Consider the following 24926-nt stretch of genomic DNA (forward strand, 5'->3'; position numbering starts at 1 on the left):
GTATTACCTAAATCCTTGCAAACATCAAAAAGCCCTTGCGCAGTACTAAAAGTTGCGCAAGGGCTTTTCGCTACATATACAGACTGGCCAAAAAAATGCCCAAGCTCTCTTCATAGATCTCATCAAACTGTGCAATAGGCAAAGGATTAACACCTCGTCCCAATTCGACAGTAAAGCCAGGGCGACGCCATTGTTGTATAAACCAATCTTTATAGCCTGCATAACTATCGACATAGCGAATTGGCACATAACCACTAACTCGTGCAAACTCATTGACGATTGCTTCTGACGCAGGCGGCTCTAGGCCTTGAAAACCCCAGAATATTACTTTTCCTTGGGTATGGTAAGCAAGGACACGGTCAAAATCACTTCTCTCTGTTAAATCAGCCATGGCAATTGCTTCTGGTTCTGTCAAAGGCGCTTCACCGGGATAGTCACTAGGCGCCGGTAACGGTGGCTTTCGTACCGCTTCCCTTTGCCATAAAGCCGGAAATTGGTTGTTCAGATCGACACCGCGAATGTTAGCACGCCAGTTCGAAAAATCAGTCCGCCCTTCATTTAATGCCAATACAAAGGTGCGGTAAGGCTCTTCCGCTGGTGCACCACGAATGACAAGGTCAACGCCATCGGGATTGACCATTGGAACCATAGAAAGCAAAACATCTTCATAATAGGGCGCCATGACAAGGCCTCGAATTGGTCGTCCATTCGTTAAAGCAAGTACGTATTCATTGAGCGTCTGCATCAAGATAGGCGTTGTAATCCACTCCTGGGCATGAAAAGAGCCATTAAAATGAACGCGCTTATCTCCGGCACCAACGCGGATTTCTGGAATGGCCTTACCCATAACAGACCTTCCGACTGTTTCATACATCATAAAAGGATATATTTCGACCAGTCTCTGCAAATCCTCCATCATGGCTCTGTAGTCATAATTTCTTTGCCCTTCAACGACAGGGGCCGTAACGCGCTGTGGTAAATAGATAATTTGTCCGATTTGCAACGCTTCAGGACGAACAGGAAGGTTCAGTAAATAAAGAGCATCTAAAGGAATCCCTATTCTCTGTGAAATATGCCAAAAGGTATCGCCCGCAGCAATGGTATAGGGAAGGGCTCTGTAGCCAGGGATCTTCACTTCTTGCCCTAAGGTTAAACGATTTGGATCAACAATAGCTCGATTGGAATCAATGATGAGACGCAAAGGAAGGGCAAAAAGTTGACTGTAGTACCATAGACTGTCGCCTCGACGGACCAAAACTTTCACCTGGTTTCCTCGCTTTCATTAGAAAGTAGGAGTGGGAAAAGAGTGGTTTGGCAAGGGGATAAAAGAAAGATGTAATCTATATGCAATTGGAACTTTGCATAGATGAATTCTTTCAAAGGATGCTACAAAGGCAATTGCCAAGCCTTTATCAGTATATTGTAAAAGAGCTTGGCTTAGCCAAGGTAATGCACAGAAATCTGAAATAACAGCTGTGCCACCACTAGATAACTATCTGTAGGGTCTGCTCTGATAGAGAGTGTTAAAAAGTTGGGACATATTTCAAATACTATGCATATGCATTCCAAACTTTTCATAAAGGAAAGCAATCAAAGTTTTTATCGATCAAGAAGGAGTGGTGAAGGATGCTTGAGGCTCGGCAAATTACTCAAATCTATGGGAAACAAGAACGTATCGTGCTCGATCATCTTGACCTACGAATTGGTTCCGGGGAGTTCGTAGCAATCACCGGTCCTTCTGGTTGTGGCAAGACTACACTGCTTTGTATACTTGGCTCGCTCTTACGACCGACTTCTGGTGAAGTCTGGATTGATGGTCAATGTCTCACAGAAATATCGGCCCAGGAACTGGCCTATCTGCGAGCAGAAAAAATCGGTTTTGTTTTTCAGTTTCCGGCATTTTTGCCAACGCTAAATATTATGGAAAACCTATTATTGCCCACTGCCTTGGCTTTGAAAAAAGCGCACCAAAGCCGCAATAACGAAGAAAAAAGTCTAGAGCAGCAGCGTCTAGACCAGGAAGAAGTACACTATCGAGCACTTGTGCTTTTAGAGCAAGTGGGACTGGCAGGAAGAGAGAAGGACCTCCCTTCCACGCTTTCTGGTGGAGAACAACGGCGGGTTGCTGTGGCGCGAGCTTTAATCAACCGACCTCGTTTGTTGTTAGCCGATGAACCAACAGGAGCCCTTGATCAGGAAACAGGAGAGCACCTGATAGATCTATTGGCTCAATGGAATGAAAAAGAAGGACTTACTCTGGTTATGGCAACGCACGATCATTCCGTTGCACGGCGAGCTCGGCGTCAGATTTGTTTATAAAAAAGGAAAGACGACAGCTGCAGCCAGGGCTGCGCCAACAATAGAGCTAACAAAATTCACCATGTCATTGGTCATAAAAGGCCATCCCCGGTGGAAGCGATTGGGCTTTCCACTGCGGGTGGTCTTTTTTTCCGTTTCTTGACCTGTTTCCGCATCTATGTACATGGCCTGCACCGTTGCACCCAGATAACTATCAGCCATAGAACCACCAAGACCGCCGACGATGCCGGCCAAAATAATCCAAAGGTGACCGGCAAGGTGGCTCCATACATGAACAAGCAGAGAAGTTCCAGATTCGCTGCCCAGTCCAAAAAGCGCTCCAAAGAGATAAGGCAGAGCTGTAAAAATCCAAACCGTCAATCCAATCACAAAGCCACCGAGTACAACGGCTGCTGTCCCTAGCATGGTGATGCCACCGCTTGTGCCAGGCGCAACCACTTTGCCTGTCGTAATCAAACGAGGTGGTTTTTTGCTTAAAACACCTATCTCTGTAGCCCAAGTATCAGCATTCACTGTTGCCATGGTGCCAATAAAGGCAGCAAAAAGCCAAAGTTCTAAAGGCTGAAAATAGTAAAGAAGAGCAAGCACTGCCCCAAAGCCACCATTGGCCAGCGCTTGTCCAAAATCACGGCGACTGCCTTTGTCGAACTTATCGGCGGCTACTTTGGCTTTCTGGTCTTCTCGATACGTAGAAAGAGCAGAGCCATAGACAAAAAAAGCAACCAAGGTGAGACCCCAGAGGAGGCCGCCAAAGCCAAAAATCAAAGTCCCTACCAAAAGAGCGCCAAAGACACCACTTGCAGAAAGAGAACGACGTCTATAGGCAATAAAAGCAATGATTGCGCTCAAGATAAGACCCAGAAAAAGCATCGCCCAAGGCAGAGGAAAGGGCAAGTGAATCAAACCCCATAGCGTAAAAGCGGTTCCTACAGGAACGGCCACATTATCAAGCCCTTTTAAGGAGATGGCTTCTAAAAATGTAGCCACAAGCGCTGCAATCAGAGAAAAGCCCAGTACAGTGCTAAGAACAAAGGCCATTGGAACCTCTAGCGAAGCTTCAGCAGCGCTGCTTAGAGCAGAGCCTGCAACGCTTTCGACAGAACCTATTGTAGAATTAAGGTACAAACTTTCCGCAGGATTTCCCATCAAAAAAAGTGTCAAGGCAATGACTATAAAACTAAGGCCAAACATAACGAGAGAGCCTTCGAAGGTACGACGATGGCCTCGAATCAAGTAAGGCCTTTTGCCATAAGCCCGTCCCAAAATGGCGGCAAAAGCATCGCCCCAAGTCATAGCCATTACAGCTGCTACAGCAATGTAAGCTTGATCTTGTGGCCAAAAGAACAGCAACAGCAAAGTAATAGAAAGAGCAAAGTAAACAGTGCCTGGACTATCGCCCGAAAGATCCATTGCTTTTACAAGGCGGTAGCGATAGCTTATATAGTTCAAAACAATAAAAGAAGCAATGGGAATCAGGCCAATCCAATAGGACTCGAAATAAAGAACAGCGCCAACAATCCACATGCCAGCACCAATATGTACGATTTTACGAGTAAACTCAGCAGGATAGTTGCGCCATTTCTGAACAAGCGTAGCCAGTATTAGCAAGCCGAAGACATACGCATAGGAAGCAAAAAGACCGATCAAATCGTGATAGCTCATAGAGATCCCTCTCTCTCCTTGAGAATATACTGAAATTCTATCACAAGTCGCGACATCTTGCTTCCTATTGTTATTTCACCTTATCAAAAGTTTGTAAAACTTGAAAAGCTGCTGCTCTTACGCCATTCCAAAATACAAAATATCTTCGGCCCGTATCGGTATCACAAAGCCTATACTTCAGGATGTTCTGCTCAGAATGGGCCAATACTTCCTCCCAGTATTTTTGGCTGCTCTCCCATTGATCACAAAAAGAGATGTCGGAAAAAAAGCCGCCAATATCGCACTTGGATTTTACACCATTTTTGCAATTTGCACAGCTTCTATTCACAGTACGCAACACCTTCTCTTGAACCCCTCTCTCACCCGAAAAACATTTATTATATATATTAAAAACATATTCTATAGAAATCCAATATAATATATTTTTAATAGTATTACAATACGCTTTTCATGTTTATTTGTTAAAATTTTAATCCTTTCCCATCAAATCATTTGGATTATATTAACAACTTATGCGAATGACCAATAGAAAGTGCTAAAAAATATCGATACAATATTAAGACTTAAGAGAAAATTTTACAAAAAAAAGCACCTGGCTCTTCCAAAGGAAGAGTACCAGGTGCCGAACTTCTGTAGCCTTATCTTACTTGGGAATAACAAAAGAACTTTTCAAAGATACGATATGATTAAAAACAAGACGATCTTCTCTGGTATCTTTGGGGTCTACATTAAAGTAACCGTGACGGAAAAACTGAAACTTGTCATGGGCTTTACTATCTTTCATCGTTGGCTCTACAAAACCAGCAGAAATCTCCATGGAATTGGGGTTAATTTGCTCCAAAAAAGAACCATCCTTTTCGCCTTCTTGATCAAGAAGAAGAGGTTCATAGAGGCGAAACTCTGCAGGAAGAGCCTGAGAAGCTTCAACCCAGTGAATGGTACCTTTTACTTTCCGGCCTGTAAAGCCACTGCCGCTTTTTGTCTCGGGATCATAGGTACAGTGTAGCTCAATAACGTCCCCATTCTCATCTTTAATCACTTCTTCACAGCGAATAAAGTAAGCATGCTTTAACCGCACTTCATTGCCAGGAAAGAGGCGGAAGTATTTTTTCGGTGGCTTTTCCATAAAGTCATCTTGTTCTATATAAATCTCACGAGAGAAAGGAATCTGACGATGGCCCATCTCTAGATTTTCAGGATTGTTTTCCGCGTCCAACATTTCTATCTGGCCTTCTGGATAGTTGGTAATCACTACTTTTAGAGGTCGAAGTACTGCCATAGTACGAGGCGCTTTGAGCTTTAAGTCTTCACGAATAAAATGCTCTAACATTTTCACATCAACGACACTATTGCTTTTGGCCACACCAATCTCACGGGCAAAGTTACGAATTGCCTCTGGTGTAAAGCCGCGGCGTCGAAGGCCTGAGATGGTAGGCATCCGAGGATCATCCCAACCATCAACGACTTTCTCGTCTACCAGTTGCTTGAGCTTGCGCTTGCTCATTACCGTCTGGGTCAAATTGAGGCGAGCAAATTCGTACTGATGAGGCTGTGCTTCCATTTCACACTCTCGGATCACCCAGTCGTAGAGAGGACGGTGATCTTCAAACTCCAAAGTACAGATGGAATGGGTGACACCTTCAATGGCATCGCCAAGAGGATGGGCGTAATCGTACATCGGATAGATGCACCAGCTATCTCCCGTGTTGTGGTGCGTCGCATGGGCAATGCGATAGAGTACAGGATCGCGCATATTTATGTTGGGGGAAGACATATCGATCTTGGCACGAAGAACTTTCGCACCATCGCCGAACTCGCCTTGTCGCATCCGCATAAAAAGATCAAGATTCTCTTCTACAGAACGATTTCGATAGGGACTTTCTTGTCCCGGTTCTGTTAATGTACCGCGCGTTTTTCGTATTTCTTCTGCTGAAAGATCACAGACATAGGCTTTTCCTTTTTGAATCAATAGGACAGCACGATTGAACATTTCTTCAAAATAGTTAGAGGCGAAAAAAAGACCATCCCACTGGTAGCCAAGCCAGGCTACATCTTCTTGAATGGATTTAACAAACTCTACGTCTTCTTTTAGCGGGTTCGTGTCATCAAAGCGTAAGTTTGTTTTACCGCTAAAATCATCGGCTAGATCAAAGTTCAGGCAAATCGACTTGGCATGGCCGATATGAAGGTATCCATTCGGTTCTGGTGGAAAGCGAGTAATCACTTCATCAACTTTGCCTGTGCGCAAATCTTCGATAATAATATTTTTAATAAAATTTGATGTTGTGGCCTTCGGTTCCAATCTCAATCACCTTTCTGTAATAGAGGTATCTGAATTAAAACTCATCTTGTCATACTGTTATCCTACATAATAACCGACAGGGGCAGAAAAATTCAACAGTCTGTGCTTTTACTATACTTATACTTTACCCATTCAATAGGAAAAAAAGCCTTGCCCGATGAATGGTGCTTCACAGGCAAGGCTTCGTTGTTCCTTGGCTTATTTATCCAGCTGCTTCTTCAGCTTTTTGTGACGCCTTAAATGCTAGGTACTCATCAAAGGTCATCATACGGTCAATCAAGCCATCTTCTGTAAGTTCTATAATGCGATTGGCAATCGTTTGCGTGAACTGATGGTCTTGGGAGACAAAAAGCATAGAGCCATCAAAGCTCATTAAGCCGTTGTTCAGCGCAGTAATCGATTCAAGATCAAGGTGGTTCGTTGGCTCATCGAGAATCAGCACATTAGAGCCGCTAAGCATCATCCGCGAAAGCATGCAACGCACTTTTTCTCCACCGGAGAGGACCGATACTTTTTTCAAAGACTCTTCGCCGGAGAAAAGCATGCGACCGAGGAAGCCGCGGACAAAGCTTTCTTCTTGATCTTTAGAGAACTGACGCAACCAGTCAATCAGGTTGAGATCGCAATTCTCAAAGTAAATGCTATTATCTTTCGGGAAGTAAGCTTGGCTTGTTGTCATACCCCACTTGAAAGTACCACTATCGGCTTCCATTTCTCCCATTAAGATCTGGAAAAGAGCTGTCTTGGCGTGGCCGTTCGGACCGACAAAAGCAATTTTATCACCTTTGTTTACAGTGAAAGAAATGTTGTTAAGCACTTTTTCACCGTCAATGGTTTTGCTTAGGTCTGTGACAGTTAAGATGTCTTTGCCTGCTTCTCGATCGGCCTTGAAAGCAACATAGGGATATTTGCGGTTAGAGGGCTTAATATCGTCAAGGGTGATCTTATCGAGTAGTTTCTTCCGTGACGTAGCCTGCTTAGATTTAGAGGCGTTAGCACTAAAGCGGCGAATAAACTGCTCCAAATCTTTAATCTTTTCTTCTTTTTTCTTGTTGGCGTTGCGTTGCAGCTGCAAAGCAACTGGCTCGATTCGTACCAGAAATCGTAGTTGCCCACGTAAAGTTGGATCTTACCAAAGTCAATGTCAGCAATATGGGTACAAACCTGGTTGAGGAAGTGACGGTCGTGCGATACAACGATGACCGTTCCTCTAAAGTCTGCTAGGAAGTTCTCGAGCCAATTAATAGAGTCTAAATCAAGATGGTTCGTCGGCTCGTCAAGGAGAAGGATATGGGGATTGCCAAAAAGAGCTTGGGCCAGCAAAACCCGTAACTTCATATTACCTTCTAGCTCGGCCATTTTTTTGTCGTGCATCTCATTTGGAATACCCAGGCCTGTTAGCAAGCCTGCCGCTTCTGATTCAGCATCCCAACCGTTAAGCTCTGCAAACTCGCCTTCCAATTCAGCAACGAGCATGCCATCTTCTTCAGAAAAATCAGGCTTGGCGTAGAGGGCATCTTTTTGCTCCATGACTTCAAAGAGTCGGCTATGGCCCATAATGACTGTTTTGATAACTTCATAGTCGTCAAATTCATAATGGTTCTGTTTTAAGACAGCCATCCGTTCACCTGGTGTTTTGGTAACTTCACCGCTAGAAGCGTCGATTTCACCAGAAAGGATTTTCAAGAAAGTGGATTTACCGGCACCGTTGGCCCCGATGAGACCGTAACAGTTACCAGGCGTGAACTTGATGTTCACGTCTTCAAAGAGGGCTCTTTTGCCAAAACGAAGGGTCAAATTCTGCGTGGCGATCATGACGAAAAACCTACCTTTATACTTACTAAAATACGTACTTGCTGAAATACGATTTGGTTCAAAAATCTATTAGACAGCGAGCTCGCGAAAAACTCCCCATAAGAAAGGCTGGGGAGTTCTCTTAGCGCCTGTGCTTCACATGAAATAGTTTGACACACATAAAAATAGTATAAACCATATTGGCTTTCGGTGCAAATCATTCAGGATTTTTATCAATCTTTTCAACCACCAAATTGTAAGCTTTTTGCAGGGGAAAGTACAAAGAAGAAGAATAAAGCATACAAATAGTCCATGAGAAAGAGCCATTAAAGAAAGAGCCCACCAGCAAAGCTTTGCTTATGCCCAGTTCCATAAAAGATTGGATTGAAATGAGAGAAAATAGAGTAAATAGAATAAAGAGAAAAGTAGGTGAATCTTCTCAATGATCCGTACGAGTGCCCTGCCTTGGCTTTTAGGAAGTCTCGTGGTTGTACTTTTTATTGTTATTTCAGGCTTTCTTTACATTGGTGTACAAGTGGGCCTGGCCTTGACACAGCCAGAGCGAAAGCCTATTGAGCATGACCTTGTAGAGTTGTTCAATTACGAAAGTGTAGAATTTCAGAGCCGTGATGAACAGGAAATGCTGCGAGGTTGGCTATTAACATCAGGAAAAGAAGAAGAATGCAAGCAAACGGTTATCTTCGCCCACGGCTATGGGATGAATCGCCTGCAGATGGATCTACCCGCCCTAGCACTGGCGAGAGATCTTTTGCAAGCAGGGTACAACGTCTTGCTTTTTGATTTTCGCAATTCTGGAGAATCGACAGGCGATCAAACTTCTGTTGGTCTTTATGAAGTGCAAGACTTACTAGGAGCGATTGACTTTGTATTGCAGCGAGATAGAGATCAAGAGGTTGTATTGCATGGTTTCTCCATGGGAGCGGCCACGGCCATTCTTGCAGGTGCTACCGATGAGAGGGTTATCGCTGTTATTGCTGACAGCCCTTTTGCAGACTTGACACAGTATATGCGAAAAAATTTGCCTGTCTGGACTGACTTGCCTGCTTTCCCCTTTAACTGGATCATTATGAAGACCATTCCGGTCGTTACTGGCTTACAACCGGAAAAAGTAAGTCCTGTTGCCGTGGCCGGTCAATATAAAGTGCCTCTTCTCTTACTTCATGGTGATGCTGATCAGGTGATTCCTTACGAGAATGCTGTTGAAATCGCCAATGCGGTGGGTGTTGAATTGGCTCGCTTGGTCATCTTTCCTGAGGCCGGCCATGTGGGTGCTTATCAACAAGATCGTGAAACTTATGTACGGGAAGTGGTCACTTTTTTGGATGAAGTGACGTCGTCGTCAGGCTGTGAATAGTGTCACGTGTCACGGGGATGTTTCGTTTGCCACGCAATTTTCATCTTTGGTTGTGCCCGACCGGGCATGGGGGGAGTACGAAAATAGCTACTCTGTGGTGGGGTCAGGCGTTATGATTTCCTTCCGAACGGACTCATCCCACGCCATGAGCGGCAGCAAGCTGCCGATGGCTGAGGTCTGAAGTCCTCTCTGCAGGAATTCATAACGCCTGACCCAGATACATCTTCTTGGTTGTGACTGAGTTTTGGCTTATTGCATTGCAAATACAATAGGCCGTTGCGTATATATAGTAGAAAGTTGCCCGAAGCAATGTCAACGGGAGTAACAATCAGCAAAAACCTTCTGGGACTGGGCATCACGCTTTCCGCAGCGGGACTTGGGACCTCAGCTGTCGCCAGCTTGCTGGCGGTAACAGCGTGGGACCAGTCCAGAGCGGAGGAAAGCGTGATGACCTGGCCCCTCTAAAAGGTCACGCTATTATCCGTATAAAAAGGTTATAGAATTATGTAAGCAGGAGAAGATCCTGCTTTTTTCTTTTTTTGACCTCTTCTATCGGATAGTATCAATAAATATCTTAAATAAGAACCACTGGGGTTATAGAGTGTGATCATCTGGGTACTAGAAAGGGGGCCTTATGACAGAAAAGAAAGTTTGTCCTTTTTGTGGTGCTGAATTTACAGAAAATGACCAATGTCCCTTTTGCACGCATGGGAATGAGGTAGGTAATGATCAAGCTACAACGGAAAATGCAGGGGAAGATAGAAAGGAGGGCATAGAGGAAGCGACAGAAGCACCTACAGAGAAAAAGGCAGCAGAGACAGCAAGTGAAGAGGCAACGGAGGAAGCACCTACAGAGAAAAAGGTAGCAGAGACAGCAAGTGAAGAGGTAACGGAGGAAGCACCTACAGAGAAAAGGTAGCAGAGACAGCAAGCGAAGTGGTAACGGAGGAAGCGCCTACAGAGAAAAAGGCAGCAGAGACAGTAGGCGAAGAGGTAACGGAGGAAGCACCTACAGAGAAAAAGGTAAAAGTGACAGCAACTGAAGAGGCAGTAACTGAAGAAGTAACTGAGAATTTGGCTGAAAGTAAAAGAGTGGAAAAAGCTGAATCAGAAGCGATAGCGTTGCAAGCACCGATTTCTTCATCTAATACGGAAGCGTCTGACACGGAATCGTCAAAAAGCATTTGGGAGAAAGTTTTTTTAGCGAACAAAGCGCTATTACCTCTCTTTGCTGTAGGCTTTATTATTGTTATTGCTGCGACCATTCTTCTATTTAACTATAACAATGAAAAAAAGAGAGAAGCTCTATACGTAAGCAATATAGAAAAAATTGCTACGGAGCATCGCTCTATCCAAAGCGCTTTTGCGACGATTTTGCAAGAAAGCCTACGAGAGCGTTCAAGGGGCATGACAGTTGAAATGCTCAATAGTCGCTTAGAAGGTGAGATGAACAGGATTCAGCAATTACAAGAAAGAACCGAGGCAGTAACGCCTCCAAAGAACTATCAAAGTTTTCACCAAAACATAAGGGAACTGTTAGAACTACAAAAAATTATTTTTCAAGATATCATAATGGTGCTTCAAAACCCTCTGAATCAAGAAACAGATAGAATCATCGATCGACTTTATGGCACGATCATAGAGTCGAAAGAGCTCTCTAGCAATGTACAGCTTCCGTCCAACCAAAGGTTTCATACTACTGATTTCGTCAGTATTACAAACCAGCTTGCTCTCTATGTGGAAGAAGAGCGGAAAATATACAAAGAAAAACTAGAAAAACTAGAAAAGAATCAGGCTTTTTTTGACCGTCTTGATGGGATCCAACAACGCTGGGATAGTGCAAAAACAGATCTAGAGCATGCACTGAACCTTTTCCGCGGTGGTGAAGTTCCTTGGTATGATTATTACGCTACCATAGAAGAAGCAAAAAGAGTTCGTCAATCCATTCGTGATGAGCTCAATGGTGTGCCAGCACCGGCGGGATTAGAAGAGTTAAAAACCCAACTAAACCGATTGCTTACTGATGCGGTTTACTATTGTGACCTTATGGAGAGGGCAGGAACTCTTTACCTTTATGGTGATTACGACTATAGCGAGCTACGTCGGCAAGAAGCGCAAGAATTGAACCAAAAGGTTCAAAAAAACTATGGAAATTACAAAAAGAACTATCAGATTCAAAAAGAAGTTATGACTAACTTAAATAATTTGTAAGAGAGTTGCCTGTATATTCAGTGAATAAAAGCAGCGATAGCACTGTTGAAAGACAGAACGGCTGAAGGTGAACAAAATGGTTACACCTTCAGCCGTTCTGTCTTTTTTTATGATTGACAAGACACCAAATTAAGTCATACACTATATATGAATGAATGTTCATATGTAGTTCTAAGAAGCTTTGCAGAAGAGCCCTAAAGGAAGCGAGGGAAAAATGTGGCAACTACAACAACGAAAGCTTCGTCAATCACAACAACAGCATCAACGAAAGCTGCTACATCAATGACAGAGCCAGAAATTCTACAAGTTGACGGCATTACTTGTATGGACTGTGCACGTACCTTTGAAAAACATGTGCAAGCATTGCCTGGTGTAGAAAAAGCAGGTCTTAATGCTGTGACAGGTCGCCTAACCATAGAAGGAAGAGTTGATCTAGAAGCGATTCAAAAGCTTGGGGCCCATGAGAACTATCGAATCTATAAGCACAGAAGAGCGAGCACCGCCCATGCTTCGACGGAAGGAGCGTCGATAGAAAAGTCAAGAGATTGGAGAAAAATTCGACTGATCCTCTCTGGTTTTTTTCTTACCCTTGGCTTTGTAACAGAATGGACGGCAGGCCCTGAAGGGCTAGCCATTGGCGCTTTTTTGACAGCCCTTGTATTCGGTGGTTGGGGCAACTTTATGAAAGCCTCTCGATCGCTACCCAAGCTTCAATTTAACATGAGCGTTCTGATGACCATTGCTGTCTTAGGGGCCGTGGCCATCGGGCAGTGGGAAGAAGGCGCTACCGTTGCCTTTTTATTTGCCCTTTCTGAAATGCTTGAAGGCTGGACCATGGATCGATCGCGACGATCGATTCGTCAATTGATGGACTTGTCGCCAAAAGTCGCCACAGTTCGGCGCGGCTGTTCGCAAAAAGTCGATATAGAGATTCCCGTTGAAGAAATTCGCCTGGGAGATATTATGATGATTGCTCCAGGGCAAAAAATTGCAATGGATGGGCGGATTATCAAAGGTCAGTCAGCCCTTCAAGAGGCTGCTATTACAGGGGAATCGGTGCCCGTTGAAAAAGGACCTGGTGATGAAGTTTTTGCTGGAACTTTAAACAGTCATGGTGCCTTAGAAGTGAAAGTGACCAGACGGGTGCAAGATAGTACCATTGCTAAAATTATTCATCTCGTCGAAGAAGCGCAAACCAAAAGAGCACCGGCCCAAGCTTTTGTAGAACGTTTCGCCGCTGTTTATACACCCATTGTGATGGCCTTGGCGCTCCTGATTGCAGTGGTTCCACCACTTTTTTGGGGCCTAGAATGGAGTGCTTGGATCTATCGAGGCCTGGCTTTGCTCGTCGTAGCTTGCCCCTGCGCCCTTGTTGTCTCAACACCCGTTGCCATTGTTAGTGCTATTAGCAAAGGCGCCAACCATGGCTTGTTAATCAAAGGAGGCCTTTATCTAGAAGAAGTAGGCGCTCTTAAAGCCATCGCTTTTGATAAGACAGGAACCTTAACAGGGGGAGAACCTGTTGTCACCGATACAATTGCCTTTGGTTCGCTACAAGAAAAAGAACTACTCCAACTTGCCGCTTCTGTAGAAAGTCCTTCGGAACATCCTTTAGCCAAAGCGATTATAAGAGCTGCTCATAACAAAGGTCTATCTTTAGAAGAAGTCAACGATTTTAAAGCTCTACCAGGTCAAGGTGCAGTCGGGACCGTGCGAGGTAGAACCATCTATATTGGCAATCGCAAGCTCTTTGCAGAAAAAGGTCTCTTAAAGGAAAGAGCGAACTTATCTTCAGATCGAGCCATTCATCATAATGTAGTGATCGAAGAGATTGTTGAGAAGTTACAAGCAGAAGGTAAAACAGCAATGCTTGTAGGCGATGAAAAAACTATCTTAGGCATTGTAGCCGTAGCCGATGAAGTAAGATCAAGCAGTGCAGCAACCTTACAAAGGTTGAAAGCTTTAGGAATAAAAAAAATATATATGTTTACCGGTGACAACCCTGCGACAGCCAAAGCCATTGCAGCGCAATCAGGTGTTGAGCACTATCAGGCAGAGCTTTTGCCTCATGAAAAAGTGGAAGCTTTAGAAAAAGTCATGGCCCAACATGGCAAAGTCGCCATGGTTGGTGACGGAATTAACGATGCACCAGCTCTTGCGCGATCTACTGTAGCCATCGCTATGGGCGGTGCCGGCACGGACACGGCTTTAGAAACAGCAGATATTGTTTTGATGAAAGACGATCTAACCAAGCTTCCCTATGCGATTGCATTAAGTCGCAAAGCCATGACCATTATTCGCCAAAATATCACCTTCTCCATTGCGATTAAAGTCATTGCAGTCTTGGCTGTCTTTCCCGGCTGGCTCACCCTCTGGTTGGCGATACTGGCTGATATGGGTGCTACCATCCTCGTGACTCTTAACAGCTTACGTTTGCTTGGATATGGGCCTGATAGCTTTGAAAAGACAGAAACCTCGCATTCTTAAAATGCGGGGTTTTTTCTGTCTTGACAAGGTTATCAAAGCTGTTATAGTAAGAATGTTGATATGAATATTGTTAATATGCGTATCAACAATGACAGAGAAAGTAGGTGAAGGATTGAAAGGACAAGATGTTATACTTGGGCTTTTGATGGAAAAAGCCAGGACTGGCTATGAGATCAAGCAAGAGTTTGAGAGTCTTTTTCCAGATTTTTTCGTCGCTACTTTCGGTACAATATATCCGACTTTAAACAAAATGGAAAAGGAAAAGTACATAACGAAAGAAGTAATTCACCAAGAAGGAAAGCCGAGTAAAAACGTCTATGCCATCACGGAAAAAGGGAAAGAAGTTTTTTACGATTATCTAAAGAGCCCCTTAGAGCAAAAGATGATTCGTTTTGACTTTTTTATGAGGCTTTATTTTAACCAATACATCACTTCAGAAGAGCTTGTAAAATGGATTGATCAAGAAATTGAACAAACGAAAATAACGCTACAGCGACTCGAAGAAACGATTCAAAGGTCTGATCAGTGGAATGAGGGACAGCTTTTCTGTTGGGAATTAGGGATTAAGATCAATCGAATCTTTCTCGAATCATTGAAGGAAGCTCGGGAAAAGTTCTCCCATTCTTCTTAAAGAATCCCTAGGCGCAGTTGTTAATAGCGAAGGAAAGCAAAATAACCATGCCCCAGCAACAAGTTACCCCATTATAGTGTAGAAAGATAGGAGTGAGCATTTTTGCTTGCTATCAAAAAACTAACCCTTCTAACGCTGGTTGTGCTTATGGCGTTAGGAATAACAGCATGTGGTAATCAAAATGACAGCGTAGATACTTTGGCCGTTTTGGTGGAAGTACAGCCTGTTGAGAAGACGTTACAACAATCCTATCGAGAGCTTTCAGCAACTTTAGAGCCTTTAGAAGAAGCCGCTATTGCCTTTGAAGTAGGAGGCCGAATTCTTGATCTGCTTATGAAAGAAGGAGATCGAGTCAACCAGGGCACTGTGTTAGCTCGACTCGATAGTTCCGATTACGCTTTAGAACTAGCAGCAGCCACAGCACAACGGAGGCAGCAAGAGGCCAATCTAGAGCAAATCGAGACAGGTGCCACAAGCTTTGAGCGAGCGCAGTCAGAAGCGATGCTGGAAAAAGCGCGAGCCAACTACGAAAAAAGCAAGGCAGACTTTGAGCGGATGGAAGTGCTTTACGAAAGCGGTGCTCTCTCTCGCAGCGATTTCGAAATTGGCCAGACTCGTTACATAGCAGCCAAAAATGATTATGAAATCGCTTTACAAAGTCACAATAACATACTTACAGGAGCTCGCAGTGAAGTTCGGGATATGAACCGCGCCGTCTTAGATCAAACGATTGCACGCGAAGAAAGAGCTCGCTTAGCTTATGAAAAAACTCAATTACGAGCGCCTTTTGCAGGCACTGTGATCAGTCGCCTGACATCAGAAGGTCAATTGGTGAGTGCTGGAACACCCATCTATCGCATTGGTAAAATCGATCAATTAAAAGCAGTTCTCTCTGTACCTGATCGAGAGATTCAGCAATGGCAGGTCGGTGAAACAGTAACGCTCACGTTGTATGGAGAAGAACGCAAAGGTACAGTGCGCTTTATCTATCCGGCAACCCATGCTTCTGCCGGAACCATTGGCGTAGAAGTCTGGCTTTCCAATCTAGAATTAGACTGGTACGCCGGTCAAGTCGTAAAAGTTTTTAAAGCACTAGAGACTCGCGAAGCTATCTGGGTGCCTGTTCAAGCCGTCGTTCGTCGCGGTGAAGAACCTTATGTTTTTGTCTATGAAGAAGGTCGTGCTGTAAAAAGGATTGTTCAGATAGGTAATTTATTCAACGACCACTATGCCATTGAAGGTGGTCTTACAGAAACAGATCAAGTCATCATTACCCGAGTGGATCAACTATTTGACGGTGATGAGGTGGTTCCTTTAGAACAAGCAGGTGAAGAATCGTGATAGAATATATCATTAAAAAGCGAAAAATCACCTTGTTTTTCTTCGCCATGCTACTCATGCTAGGCATCCTTTCTTTTGCCCAAACGCCACGGCAGGAAAGCCCTGATGTAGTTGTTACCATTGCGACGGTAACGACACCCTATCCAGGGGCCCACCCTGAAAAAGTAGAGCAAGCCGTAACACGAAAGATTGAAGAGCGAATCAACGAAATTCAAGGAATCAAGTACGTTTTCTCTAACTCCATGCCTGGTGTTTCATCCATTGTTGTAGAATTAAATCCCGATGAAGATCCGAAAACAAAGTTCGATGAACTGCGCAACAAAGTACGAGACGCCGAGCGAGATTTACCCGCTGAGGCGCATCAATCGATTATCAATGACGATCTGAACAGAATCTATGTACAAACCTATAACATCACGGCAGCGACTCGTGATGAACTTTATACTTTACGAGACACTTTGCGTAGTTGGCGCGATCAACTGCGGACGTTGCCCAATGTATCGAACGTAACCATAACAGGCTTGCCCGATGAAGAAGTCCATATTACCTTGGATATGCAAAAAATCTATAACTTCGGCATTCCTTGGGGCGCCGTTTTATCAGCTGTACAAAATGTCAATGAAACAGTTCCTCTTGGTGAAGTAAAGACGAACCGGCGCGTATATGAACTGATTCTATCAGACATCAAAGATGTAGAGGAATTCAACCATGTCCTAGTCTGGCGTACAGCAGCAGGGATGCCTATCTACTTACATGATATTGCCAATATTACCTTAACAACAGAAGAACCTTCTGTACTGGCCTATCATAACGGTTTGCCTGCTGTAAGCCTAAGCATTAGCGGTGAATATGGCAGCGACATTCCAACGTTGCAAAGACATATCGATACAATGATGGCCCAATTAGAAGGAGATCTACCCAACTGGGCGCAATTGGAGTCGGTCTATTCGCAAAAAGAGCGAGTCGATGAGCTCTTTACTAAATTAACCCGCTCTCTCGTCTTTGCTGTCATTGCCGTTATGCTTGTCTGTATGCTCGGCATGAACTTGCCTTCTGTTTTCGTGGTAGCCATGGCCATTCCAGTGGCCTTATCGATGGCTTTCATTCCTCTTGGCACTTTAGGTATTACGCTCAACCAGATTTCTTTTATTGCCTTTATTATCGTTCTCGGTATATTGATCGATGATGCTGTCGTTGTGAATGACAACATAGAACGTCGCTTAACTGTATTTAAGGAAAGTCCTGAACGGGCTGCTGTCAACGGCGCCAAAGAAGTTTCTATTTCTATTTTTACAGCCAACTTAGCAACCATTTGCGCCTTTGGTCCACTCCTCTTTTTGACCGGCAATATTGGCAACTTTATCAAACCAGTTCCCGTGATTATTATATTGGCCATGCTTTCGTCTATGATTCTATCTCTTTCTGTTGTACCTATTTTCCGTCAGTGGTACGAGTCAAGAGAAGTGGCCAAAAGAGGTACGAGCTATGAGCGCAAAGCGCCTGGTATCTTGGGTGACAAAGTAGTAAGGTTGTCCAAATGGTATGCCAATCAATTGATGCCTGTCTTGGTTCGTCATCCTAAGAGAACTGCAACAGTGGGTCTTTTAGTCGGTGCCATCTCTTACGGTCTTGTTGTGTTTACACCCATTGAGCTTTTTCCCATTGACGATCGTACTGAATTGATTGTCAATGTTCGCGCACCTGTTGGTACGAGCTTGGAAGAGACAGAGAATATTATGAAAGAAGCAAGTAACTGGATCATCGAACAGCCTGGCGTCCGATTGGTAGCCGCTTACGCTGGTTCCGTAGCACCGAAGATGTTCTCTGGTGATACTGGTGAAGGTGGTGGCGACAATGCAGGACAAATTGTTGTACGTGTTTACGATGATGTCTCTACGTCTGCATTGGTGCGCCAGTGGGAAAAGGAACTAGAAAAAATGTTCCCTTATGCTGCTGTCGTACCGGAAGAGCTTATGGCAGGACCGCCCGTCGGAGCGCCTGTGTCGATTCGTCTCTTTGGTGATGATATTGAAACACTGCGCAGTCTTTCCCTAGAGATCCAAGAAATTATCAAAAACACAAGAGGCACTTTCGATATCAAAGATACCTTTGGCATCGAGCGCTATGCTTTATACTTTGATGTAGACCGCAATCAGATGAACCATCTTATGGTTCATGAAAGCGATCTATCAAGAACGATTCGCTTAGTTAGTGAAGGTATCAAAGTCAGCGAATTTGACACGGGACAAGAAATGATCGATATCGTCTTATTCAGCGATCGAGAAGGTCAAGATCCTGTTACAGCCATTCAGCATCTTACGGTTCCTAATAGCCGAGGGGAACAGATTCCCATCTATCAGATTGCAAAAGTAGAACCTGACTTTGCCCTATCATCGATTTATCGCTACAATCTTTCTCGTGCTGTTACGATTACAGGCGATGTACGCGATCGAACGGCTACAGAAGTGATGAGTGAAATCTTACCTCAGTTAGAACAGATGCAATTTCCGCCAGGCTATCGCTATGAAATTGCCGGAGAAACGTCGGAACAGACCGACGTCTTCGTAGAGATTTTCCAGCTTTTCATCGTCGTTGTCTTTTTGATCATCATCTTGATGGCCTTACAGTTTTACTCCTTGACCTTGCCCTTGCTCATCTTAAGTACAATTTTCTTAGCTTTTGCGGGTAGTCTCTTGGGTCTATTTATCACCCAGACGCCCCTTGGTTTTATGACGCTCATGGGCGCCATGAGTTTATCTGGTATCGTTGTTCGCAACGGCATCATTCTTGTTGAGTTCATTGAATCGGCACGACGAGAGGGCATGCCTTTAGATCAAGCAGTGATAACGGCTTGTGAAGCGCGGCTACGTCCCATCTTGCTTACTTCCTTTACTGCCATTGCAGGTCTAATGCCTTTGGTCATTAGCGGCGATGTACTCTTTAAGCCTATGGCTGTAGCCATTATTTCCGGTCTTTTCTTCTCTACCATGCTTACCTTAATGTTGCTACCTTCTTTCTATATCTTGCTTGATCGAGTGCGCAATCGTAAAGATTATCGAGAAGTGAAGAAAGATAGTTCGGGAGTGTCTATGTAGGAAAGTGTAGGATTTGCTTATCCGCCAGACTTTTCATTATGGAGAGGTCTGGCGGATTTTTTTATGCTAACCAGTTATGCCCGTCTGAGCACAACCAGTGATGAAAATCAGCTTTTCCTGATTACGTTGGGGTTACTTCGTGCAGGGGCCAGGTCATCACGCTTTCCTCCGCTCTGGACTGGTCCCACGCTGTTACCGCCAGCAAGCTGGCGACAGCTGAGGTCCCAAGTCCCGCTACGGAAAGCGTGATGCCCAGTCCCAGAAGGTTTTTGCTGATTGTTACTTTCCGTTGACATTGCTTTGCGCAACTTTCTGCGATGTATATGCAACTGCTTATTGTTTTTGTATTTGCAATAGGCCAAAACTCAGTCACAACCAGCAAGATGTATCTGGGTCAGGCGTTATGACTTCCTGGAGAGAGGACTTCAGACCTCAGCCATCGGCAGCTTGCTGCCGCTCATGGCGTGGGATGAGTCCGTTCGGAAGGAATTCATAACGACTGACCCTACCACAGGGTAGCTATTTGCGGACTAACCCCATGCATATAGGCAAATCTTAAAAATAGATAGAAGATATCGATCGGAAAATAATAACTATAACCATAGCATAGCAAGCAAAAAAGCCCTGTCTGTAAATGTAAAGACAAGGGCTTTTTTTGCTTTTATCTAGACCGTAGTAGGAGAGCTACATCATAAAATGCATGGAAGTTTTCTTAAGAAGAGAGCCCAGTATGAGATGGCAAAGCTTTGCGCGGTCTAGGATGATAAGGCTCTATAAGCCCCAGCTTTCGCAAGCGTGCGCGAATAATCGGATAATGCTTTCTCAATAGATAAGCAACAATACCCCACCAGAGAACATTCTTTATCCGCAATCGAAATAGTTTGCGATGGGCGGCAATGACGAGAACCAAAGCGCTTGTTTTTAACAAAGTTACTGAAACGGGCCTTGCTGCTACATTTTCAATAGCAAGAACTTCCCTAGACGCTGACAAAGGTGCCAGTACTTGTTCTTCCGCAATCGCTTTCGGATTGTAATGAATCAGTACTGTTCTGGTCAGGGAGCTATAATCCAAAGATAGGACTCCGATTTGTTCTTCTATGCAATCAAAGCGTTTTTGCCACTCTTCTGGTGGATAAGGGTGAAGAATTTGCAGACGAATTCTTCCGGGAATCTTATGCAGGATCTTCCAACTTGACAAGAGGAACACCTCCTAGCTCTTTGCGACCTCCTTCTATCTCTAAGGGATAGAGAAGTAAGCGACCTGAGTTCAAGACAACGCCTAAGGTGCTCAGGTTATGAAGCAAAGCGCCAGTGAGAGGAGAGATGATGTTCAGCGCACCAAGAAGAATCCCTGTAGCATTAATTCCTACAGCAAATGCAAAGTTCTGGCGAATTACTTCCATCGTTCTTCGACTTAAAATAATAAGTTGAACGACTTTGGTAGGGTCGTCACCTTGTAGTACAATCGGTGCCGTTTCAATGGCGGCATCACTGCCTGCTTGCCCCATGGCAATGCCTACGTCGGCGGTGGCGAGAGCCGGAGAATCATTGACACCTTCACCAACCATGACTACTTTGTAACCTTGGGCTTGATAGTTTTTGATAATATCTACTTTATCTTCTGGCATTAGACTTCCATGATGAAGAGGCACACCCAATTGACGAGCAATGATAGAAACGGTCTCCGGATTGTCACCACTAATAATGCTTACGTTCTGAATTCCTTCTGCGTAAAGCAGATCAATCGTTTCTTTTGATCGAACTCGTAGTGTATCGACAATACCGATCAGGCCGATCAGTGTTTTTTCTCGTGCTACATAAAGAACCGTTTCCCCAAGGCTATGCATTCTGTTCGCTTCAAAATCACCATGACTGCGTTCGATGCCTTCATCATCCATCCAGTGACCACTGCCTACTAGCAGAGGTTTGCCATCGATCAGTACACGAATACCATGGCCAATAATGACTTCATCGTCCGTATGATCGGGCAGAACCAGTTCCATTTCACGGGCTTTTTCTACGACTGCAAGAGCGAGTGGATGGTTAGAGTGCAATTCACCAGATGCAGCAAGGGCAAGTACATCTTCAGGACCATAGTCATCGTGCAAGCTGATGATGCGGCTTACACGGGGGCGACCTTCTGTGAGGGTACCTGTTTTGTCGAAAAGAACAGTATCAACAGAGCCCGCCTCTTCTAAATAGTGGCCTCCTTTAATCAAGATGCCACGGCGAGCACCGTTGCCCATAGCGGCACTGACAGCAGTCGGAGTCGCCAAGCCCACAGCACAAGGGCATGCGATAATCAGCATGGTCATGGCTCTACGGAAATCGCGTGTAAAGAGGAACACGACAAGAGCCAATAAGAAAGAGAAAGGAACAAAGCGTTCAGAAAAACGATCGGCAAAGTTCTGAATGGGTGCACGATGGCTTCTCGCGTCTTCCACCAAGTGAATAATTCGAGCCAAAGCCGTGTCGTCGCCTACTTTTAGTGCGAGAACGCGAAGATGGCCTGTCTCTACTACGGTGCCACTGAAAACGTCATCGCCAGGCTGTTTCATACGAGGCATGGATTCACCTGTCATCATAGACTCATTGACAGCAGCTTGTCCTTCCTGCACTTGGCCATCGACTGGAATTTTGGAACCAGGTTGCAAAATAACAACGTCGCCAGGAACAATCTCTTTTACCGGTATTTCAACTTCCACACCATTGCGTAGTACCCAGGATTTCTCTTCTTGCACGGCCAGCAAGTCGCGAATGGCACGGCGAGAACGCTCCAATGTTAATGTTTGAAAAAGAGTCGATAAATTGACAAGGAAAACGACGACAAGGCCTGTTACGCTTTCTCGTAATAGCAACGACACAAGTGTGGCCATGCCAATTAACAGATCGTTATTGATCTTTTTACCACTTAGGGCGCTAAGTCCACTTCGCAAAATCGGGTAGCCAGCTACAATGGTTGTTACAGCAGAAACAGTATGTACGGTGCGATTGGCTGACAATAGAGATGGACCTAGGATAATTCTCTTGACACCAACCCAGAGCAAGATGGCACCTGTGATCAGGGATTGTTTAATTTGGGTTTTGAGTGGAAGATCTTCGGGCTCTGCAATGGGGCGGCAAACTGAAGTTTTACAAAGACTTTCACTCTCAAGGCCTTCTGAGTTTGTAGATGACTGCTCGCTTTGATCAGGGCTAGAACTTTTAGGAGATTTTGGTTGAAGAAGTTCACGCTTTTGCTGATACGTTGAGAGTAGCTTTTCTCTAATCTCCTCTATGGACAGCAAAGCAGGATCATAGAGAAGTAATACATTACCAGAAGCAGCACTAGCCGATATTTTTTTGACTCGGCTATCAGTAGAGAAAGCTTCTTCAAGAGCGCAGGCCATGAAACGGAATCGATGCCCTTGCAATCCTTGTACGGCCAGTCGAACTCTTCCGGGTAGGTGATGTACGACTGTTACCATACCTAAGACTCGCTTTGGTCGTTCTTTTTCCCATTTGTAGGCGTAAGATCGGAAATAGAAGCGACTTCAGATAGATTCGATTCCGCTTTGCTAGCAGAAGTTACAGTAGCAGCGGCTTCTGCAGAGGCAGTTTCTTGGGGCGACTGGGCTGCACTTGATGCTTCTTCCGCTTTCTGAGCGGCAACTTCTTTTTCCACATGATGCTTATACTGGGCTTCTGCCATAATATCTTCAATGTTTTCTTTTAACTGAACACCTTTGCTAAGTGCTTTTTCCGATAAGTTAATAGCCCCTTGGGCAGCTTGGACAGCCAGTGGGCGGAGCGCCTTGGACACAGTAGGGAGAAGGGCAGCAACAGCAACAGTAGCACCTATACCTAAGGCAAATCCCTTCGTGCCTTTGTTGCTTAAGAGAGAATAGAGATGCTTGCGGTAGCCATTGGAGTTAGAATTGTTTCCTTGATTCATGGAAAATACCTCCTCATATGATAACAGATATCACATCCGATTTAAGTATATAAATATTTGTCAAAAAAGTAAAGCGAAGAATGTAACAAACTATCGAATAAAAAAGAATTATATGCTTCTCAAATTTTTTGAATAATAAAACAAATCTTTTTATACAAAGCAATTGACAAAAACAAGAAATCTTATTATCATGATACTGAAAATCGTTTTCTGTCAGGAGTGACTATGATGGCACTTTTATCAACTCCTTTACAAAAGGAGAATCCCCTTTTCATAGGTCACCATAGAGCGCCGCAAAAAGCATTGGAAGCAAAAACGAAAGTAATCCTTCAACAAGGAACCTCTATTATTAGAGTTCATTGTCTGCAATTTGAAGAAAAATGGCGTGAAAAAATGGTGTCCCAAATAGAAGAAGCAGCGGAAAGTGCTTATTCTTTAGTAAAACAACGAGAAGAGGCCTTGTTACCGACCTTCAGCGACTTGAACCAACTGCTAGAAGAGATTCGCTCTGACTTGAATCGAATTCACGCCTGTCCTTTTGGTGATACCCTTACATTACCATCGACTTTGCCCTATCCTGCTTCCATCAAGCAAGCTCTAACAGAACAGAAAATGACTTTATTCATGACAGGTTTTGCCGAAAAACAATACAATCAACTTTGGAACCAAACCCTACAAGGTGCTATTCCTACGGCTTGGCCAGCATGGGGGAAAAATCTTCTTCAACAAGGTATCGGCAGTCTTGGTATCGGCACGCTGTTACTCCAAGCCAATCATTGCTCTTATGATCAAGAAAAAGAGCGTTACCGCCAGCAACTCAGACAACGTTTCGATGGTTTGCTCTATCGCTGGCGACATCACCTGCTGGAACAGTGGCAACAGCAGTTCCAAAAAGCTGTATATAGCTGGTATGATGAACAACTTGCTTTATTGGCTCAAGAGAATCGCCAGGTCCATGCGATGTAGAACAAACACATGTAGGGACTTAGTAAGATTGCATACAATATAAAAAGAGAGCCCAGTTTGCGATTTTTCTTGTTGCTGCTGGGTTCTTTTGCTTGTATTATTTTGAAGTAGGAAAAGAAGTAAAAGGGAGTGGAGCACCCATGCTGTGGTGGACCGACGACTTGACCTCGGGGATAGACTTTATTGACAATCAGCATAAGGAACTCTTCAATCGCGTCAATGAAGTCTTCTCTGCTGTCAATGTAAATGATGAAGCTATGATTCGTAGCACCTTCGAATACTTAATCACCTATGTCATTGAACATTTCGGCGCTGAAGAAAGCTACATGATCTTATATCTTTATGATGATTTTGCTGAACATAGAGAGTCTCACAATTACTTTGTACTGCAAGTTAACGAACTTCATCGCCGCTTTTCTACAGAAGAGATTACGGAAGAAGAAAGAAAAGAGCTCGTCGATGCATTACAACTGCTCTTAGTAGAGTGGCTCGTTAACCACATTCATGACTTCGATAAAAAGCTGGCTGCTTCTATTAGAAAGGAAGAATAGACAACCTTTCATGGGACAGTCGTGGAGAAAACTGTTACAAAGTCCAGAGCGCCTTCGAAAAACTATAGTATAATAATGAGATGAGCTTATGCCAGGTCTCGGCAAGGGCTCATCTTTTTTTTGGAATCGTTGATTCTGCAATTTAGAAGATGGAAAAACAAGAGGAAATAAAAAACAGCTGTCGAAAAGTATAGATGAAAAAATACCCTCTATAAAGAATTGCAGAAAAGAATATGATATAACGATGCTAGAAAACGG

The 24926-nt window shown here is 44.2% G+C and carries 16 protein-coding genes and 1 pseudogene; 10 read left to right on the top strand and 7 right to left on the bottom strand.

Going from position 1 to position 24926, the window contains the following annotated elements; genetic code table 11:
• Positions 1–70 precede the first annotated feature (70 nt).
• The gene (locus FTV88_RS10395) at positions 71–1264 is read right to left on the bottom strand and encodes a M14 family metallopeptidase (RefSeq protein WP_153725560.1); all 1194 of its coding nucleotides are present in this window, start codon (positions 1262–1264) and stop codon (positions 71–73) included.
• A gap of 362 nt (positions 1265–1626) precedes the next feature.
• Between FTV88_RS10395 and FTV88_RS10400 the strand changes: the two genes are divergently transcribed.
• Positions 1627–2319, top strand: coding sequence for an ABC transporter ATP-binding protein (locus tag FTV88_RS10400; RefSeq protein ID WP_153725561.1), 693 nt, complete (start codon positions 1627–1629; stop codon positions 2317–2319).
• On the opposite strand, the gene FTV88_RS15645 is transcribed toward FTV88_RS10400, so the two are convergent.
• From FTV88_RS15645 to FTV88_RS10420, 3 genes and pseudogenes are all read right to left on the bottom strand, one after another.
• Entirely contained in the window at positions 2314–3981 is a 1668-nt protein-coding gene (locus FTV88_RS15645; RefSeq protein ID WP_207707858.1) for a DUF92 domain-containing protein, read from the bottom strand. The genes FTV88_RS10400 and FTV88_RS15645 overlap by 6 nt on opposite strands.
• A gap of 643 nt (positions 3982–4624) precedes the next feature.
• On the bottom strand, positions 4625–6283 hold the full coding sequence (locus FTV88_RS10415) for a glutamine--tRNA ligase/YqeY domain fusion protein (RefSeq protein ID WP_153725562.1): 1659 nt from the start codon (positions 6281–6283) through the stop codon (positions 4625–4627).
• A 202-nt stretch (positions 6284–6485) separates the two neighbouring features.
• Positions 6486–8098: pseudogene (locus FTV88_RS10420) on the bottom strand (ABC-F family ATP-binding cassette domain-containing protein).
• Between the two features lie 421 nt (positions 8099–8519).
• On the opposite strand from FTV88_RS10420, the gene FTV88_RS10425 reads away from it, so the two are divergent.
• The 7 genes from FTV88_RS10425 (at position 8520) to FTV88_RS10455 (ending at position 19217) form a co-directional block, all read left to right on the top strand.
• A complete protein-coding gene (locus FTV88_RS10425; RefSeq protein WP_153725563.1) occupies positions 8520–9452 on the top strand; it encodes an alpha/beta hydrolase in 933 nt (310 codons plus the stop codon).
• A 634-nt stretch (positions 9453–10086) separates the two neighbouring features.
• A complete protein-coding gene (locus FTV88_RS10430; protein ID WP_153725564.1) occupies positions 10087–10371 on the top strand; it encodes a hypothetical protein in 285 nt (94 codons plus the stop codon).
• Positions 10372–10388: 17 nt separating this feature from the next.
• Complete coding sequence (locus FTV88_RS10435) at positions 10389–11663, top strand: hypothetical protein (RefSeq protein WP_153725565.1); 1275 nt, start codon at positions 10389–10391, stop codon at positions 11661–11663.
• Positions 11664–11879: 216 nt separating this feature from the next.
• The gene (locus tag FTV88_RS10440; RefSeq protein WP_497006441.1) at positions 11880–14150 is read left to right on the top strand and encodes a heavy metal translocating P-type ATPase; all 2271 of its coding nucleotides are present in this window, start codon (positions 11880–11882) and stop codon (positions 14148–14150) included.
• An 88-nt stretch (positions 14151–14238) separates the two neighbouring features.
• Positions 14239–14781 (top strand): PadR family transcriptional regulator, encoded by a 543-nt coding sequence (locus tag FTV88_RS10445; protein WP_153725566.1) that lies wholly within the window; start codon positions 14239–14241, stop codon positions 14779–14781.
• Between the two features lie 102 nt (positions 14782–14883).
• Entirely contained in the window at positions 14884–16122 is a 1239-nt protein-coding gene (locus tag FTV88_RS10450; RefSeq protein WP_153725567.1) for an efflux RND transporter periplasmic adaptor subunit, read from the top strand.
• Entirely contained in the window at positions 16119–19217 is a 3099-nt protein-coding gene (locus tag FTV88_RS10455) for an efflux RND transporter permease subunit (RefSeq protein WP_153725568.1), read from the top strand. The genes FTV88_RS10450 and FTV88_RS10455 overlap by 4 nt, the downstream gene beginning before the upstream one ends.
• Before the next feature lie 712 nt (positions 19218–19929).
• Here FTV88_RS10455 and FTV88_RS10460 read toward each other — a convergent pair.
• Genes FTV88_RS10460 through FTV88_RS10470 form a run of 3 tightly spaced genes read right to left on the bottom strand, consistent with a single transcriptional unit; the run spans position 19930 to position 23151 of the window.
• Positions 19930–20415 carry a hypothetical protein gene (locus FTV88_RS10460; protein ID WP_153725569.1) on the bottom strand — a complete coding sequence of 162 codons (486 nt, stop codon included), beginning with the start codon at positions 20413–20415 and terminating at the stop codon, positions 19930–19932.
• The gene (locus FTV88_RS10465) at positions 20390–22684 is read right to left on the bottom strand and encodes a heavy metal translocating P-type ATPase (RefSeq protein ID WP_153725570.1); all 2295 of its coding nucleotides are present in this window, start codon (positions 22682–22684) and stop codon (positions 20390–20392) included. Before FTV88_RS10465 ends, FTV88_RS10460 begins: the two co-directional genes overlap by 26 nt.
• A gap of 2 nt (positions 22685–22686) precedes the next feature.
• Positions 22687–23151, bottom strand: a complete 465-nt coding sequence (locus FTV88_RS10470; RefSeq protein WP_153725571.1) for a hypothetical protein — start codon at positions 23149–23151, stop codon at positions 22687–22689.
• A gap of 225 nt (positions 23152–23376) precedes the next feature.
• Between FTV88_RS10470 and FTV88_RS10475 the strand changes: the two genes are divergently transcribed.
• Complete coding sequence (locus FTV88_RS10475; protein WP_153725572.1) at positions 23377–24117, top strand: hypothetical protein; 741 nt, start codon at positions 23377–23379, stop codon at positions 24115–24117.
• 140 nt (positions 24118–24257) lie between these two features.
• Positions 24258–24668 (top strand): bacteriohemerythrin, encoded by a 411-nt coding sequence (locus FTV88_RS10480; RefSeq protein ID WP_153725573.1) that lies wholly within the window; start codon positions 24258–24260, stop codon positions 24666–24668.
• The last annotated feature ends 258 nt before the right edge of the window (positions 24669–24926 follow it).

It is taken from the genome of Heliorestis convoluta (assembly GCF_009649955.1).
GTDB lineage: Bacteria > Bacillota > Desulfitobacteriia > Heliobacteriales > Heliobacteriaceae > Heliorestis > Heliorestis convoluta.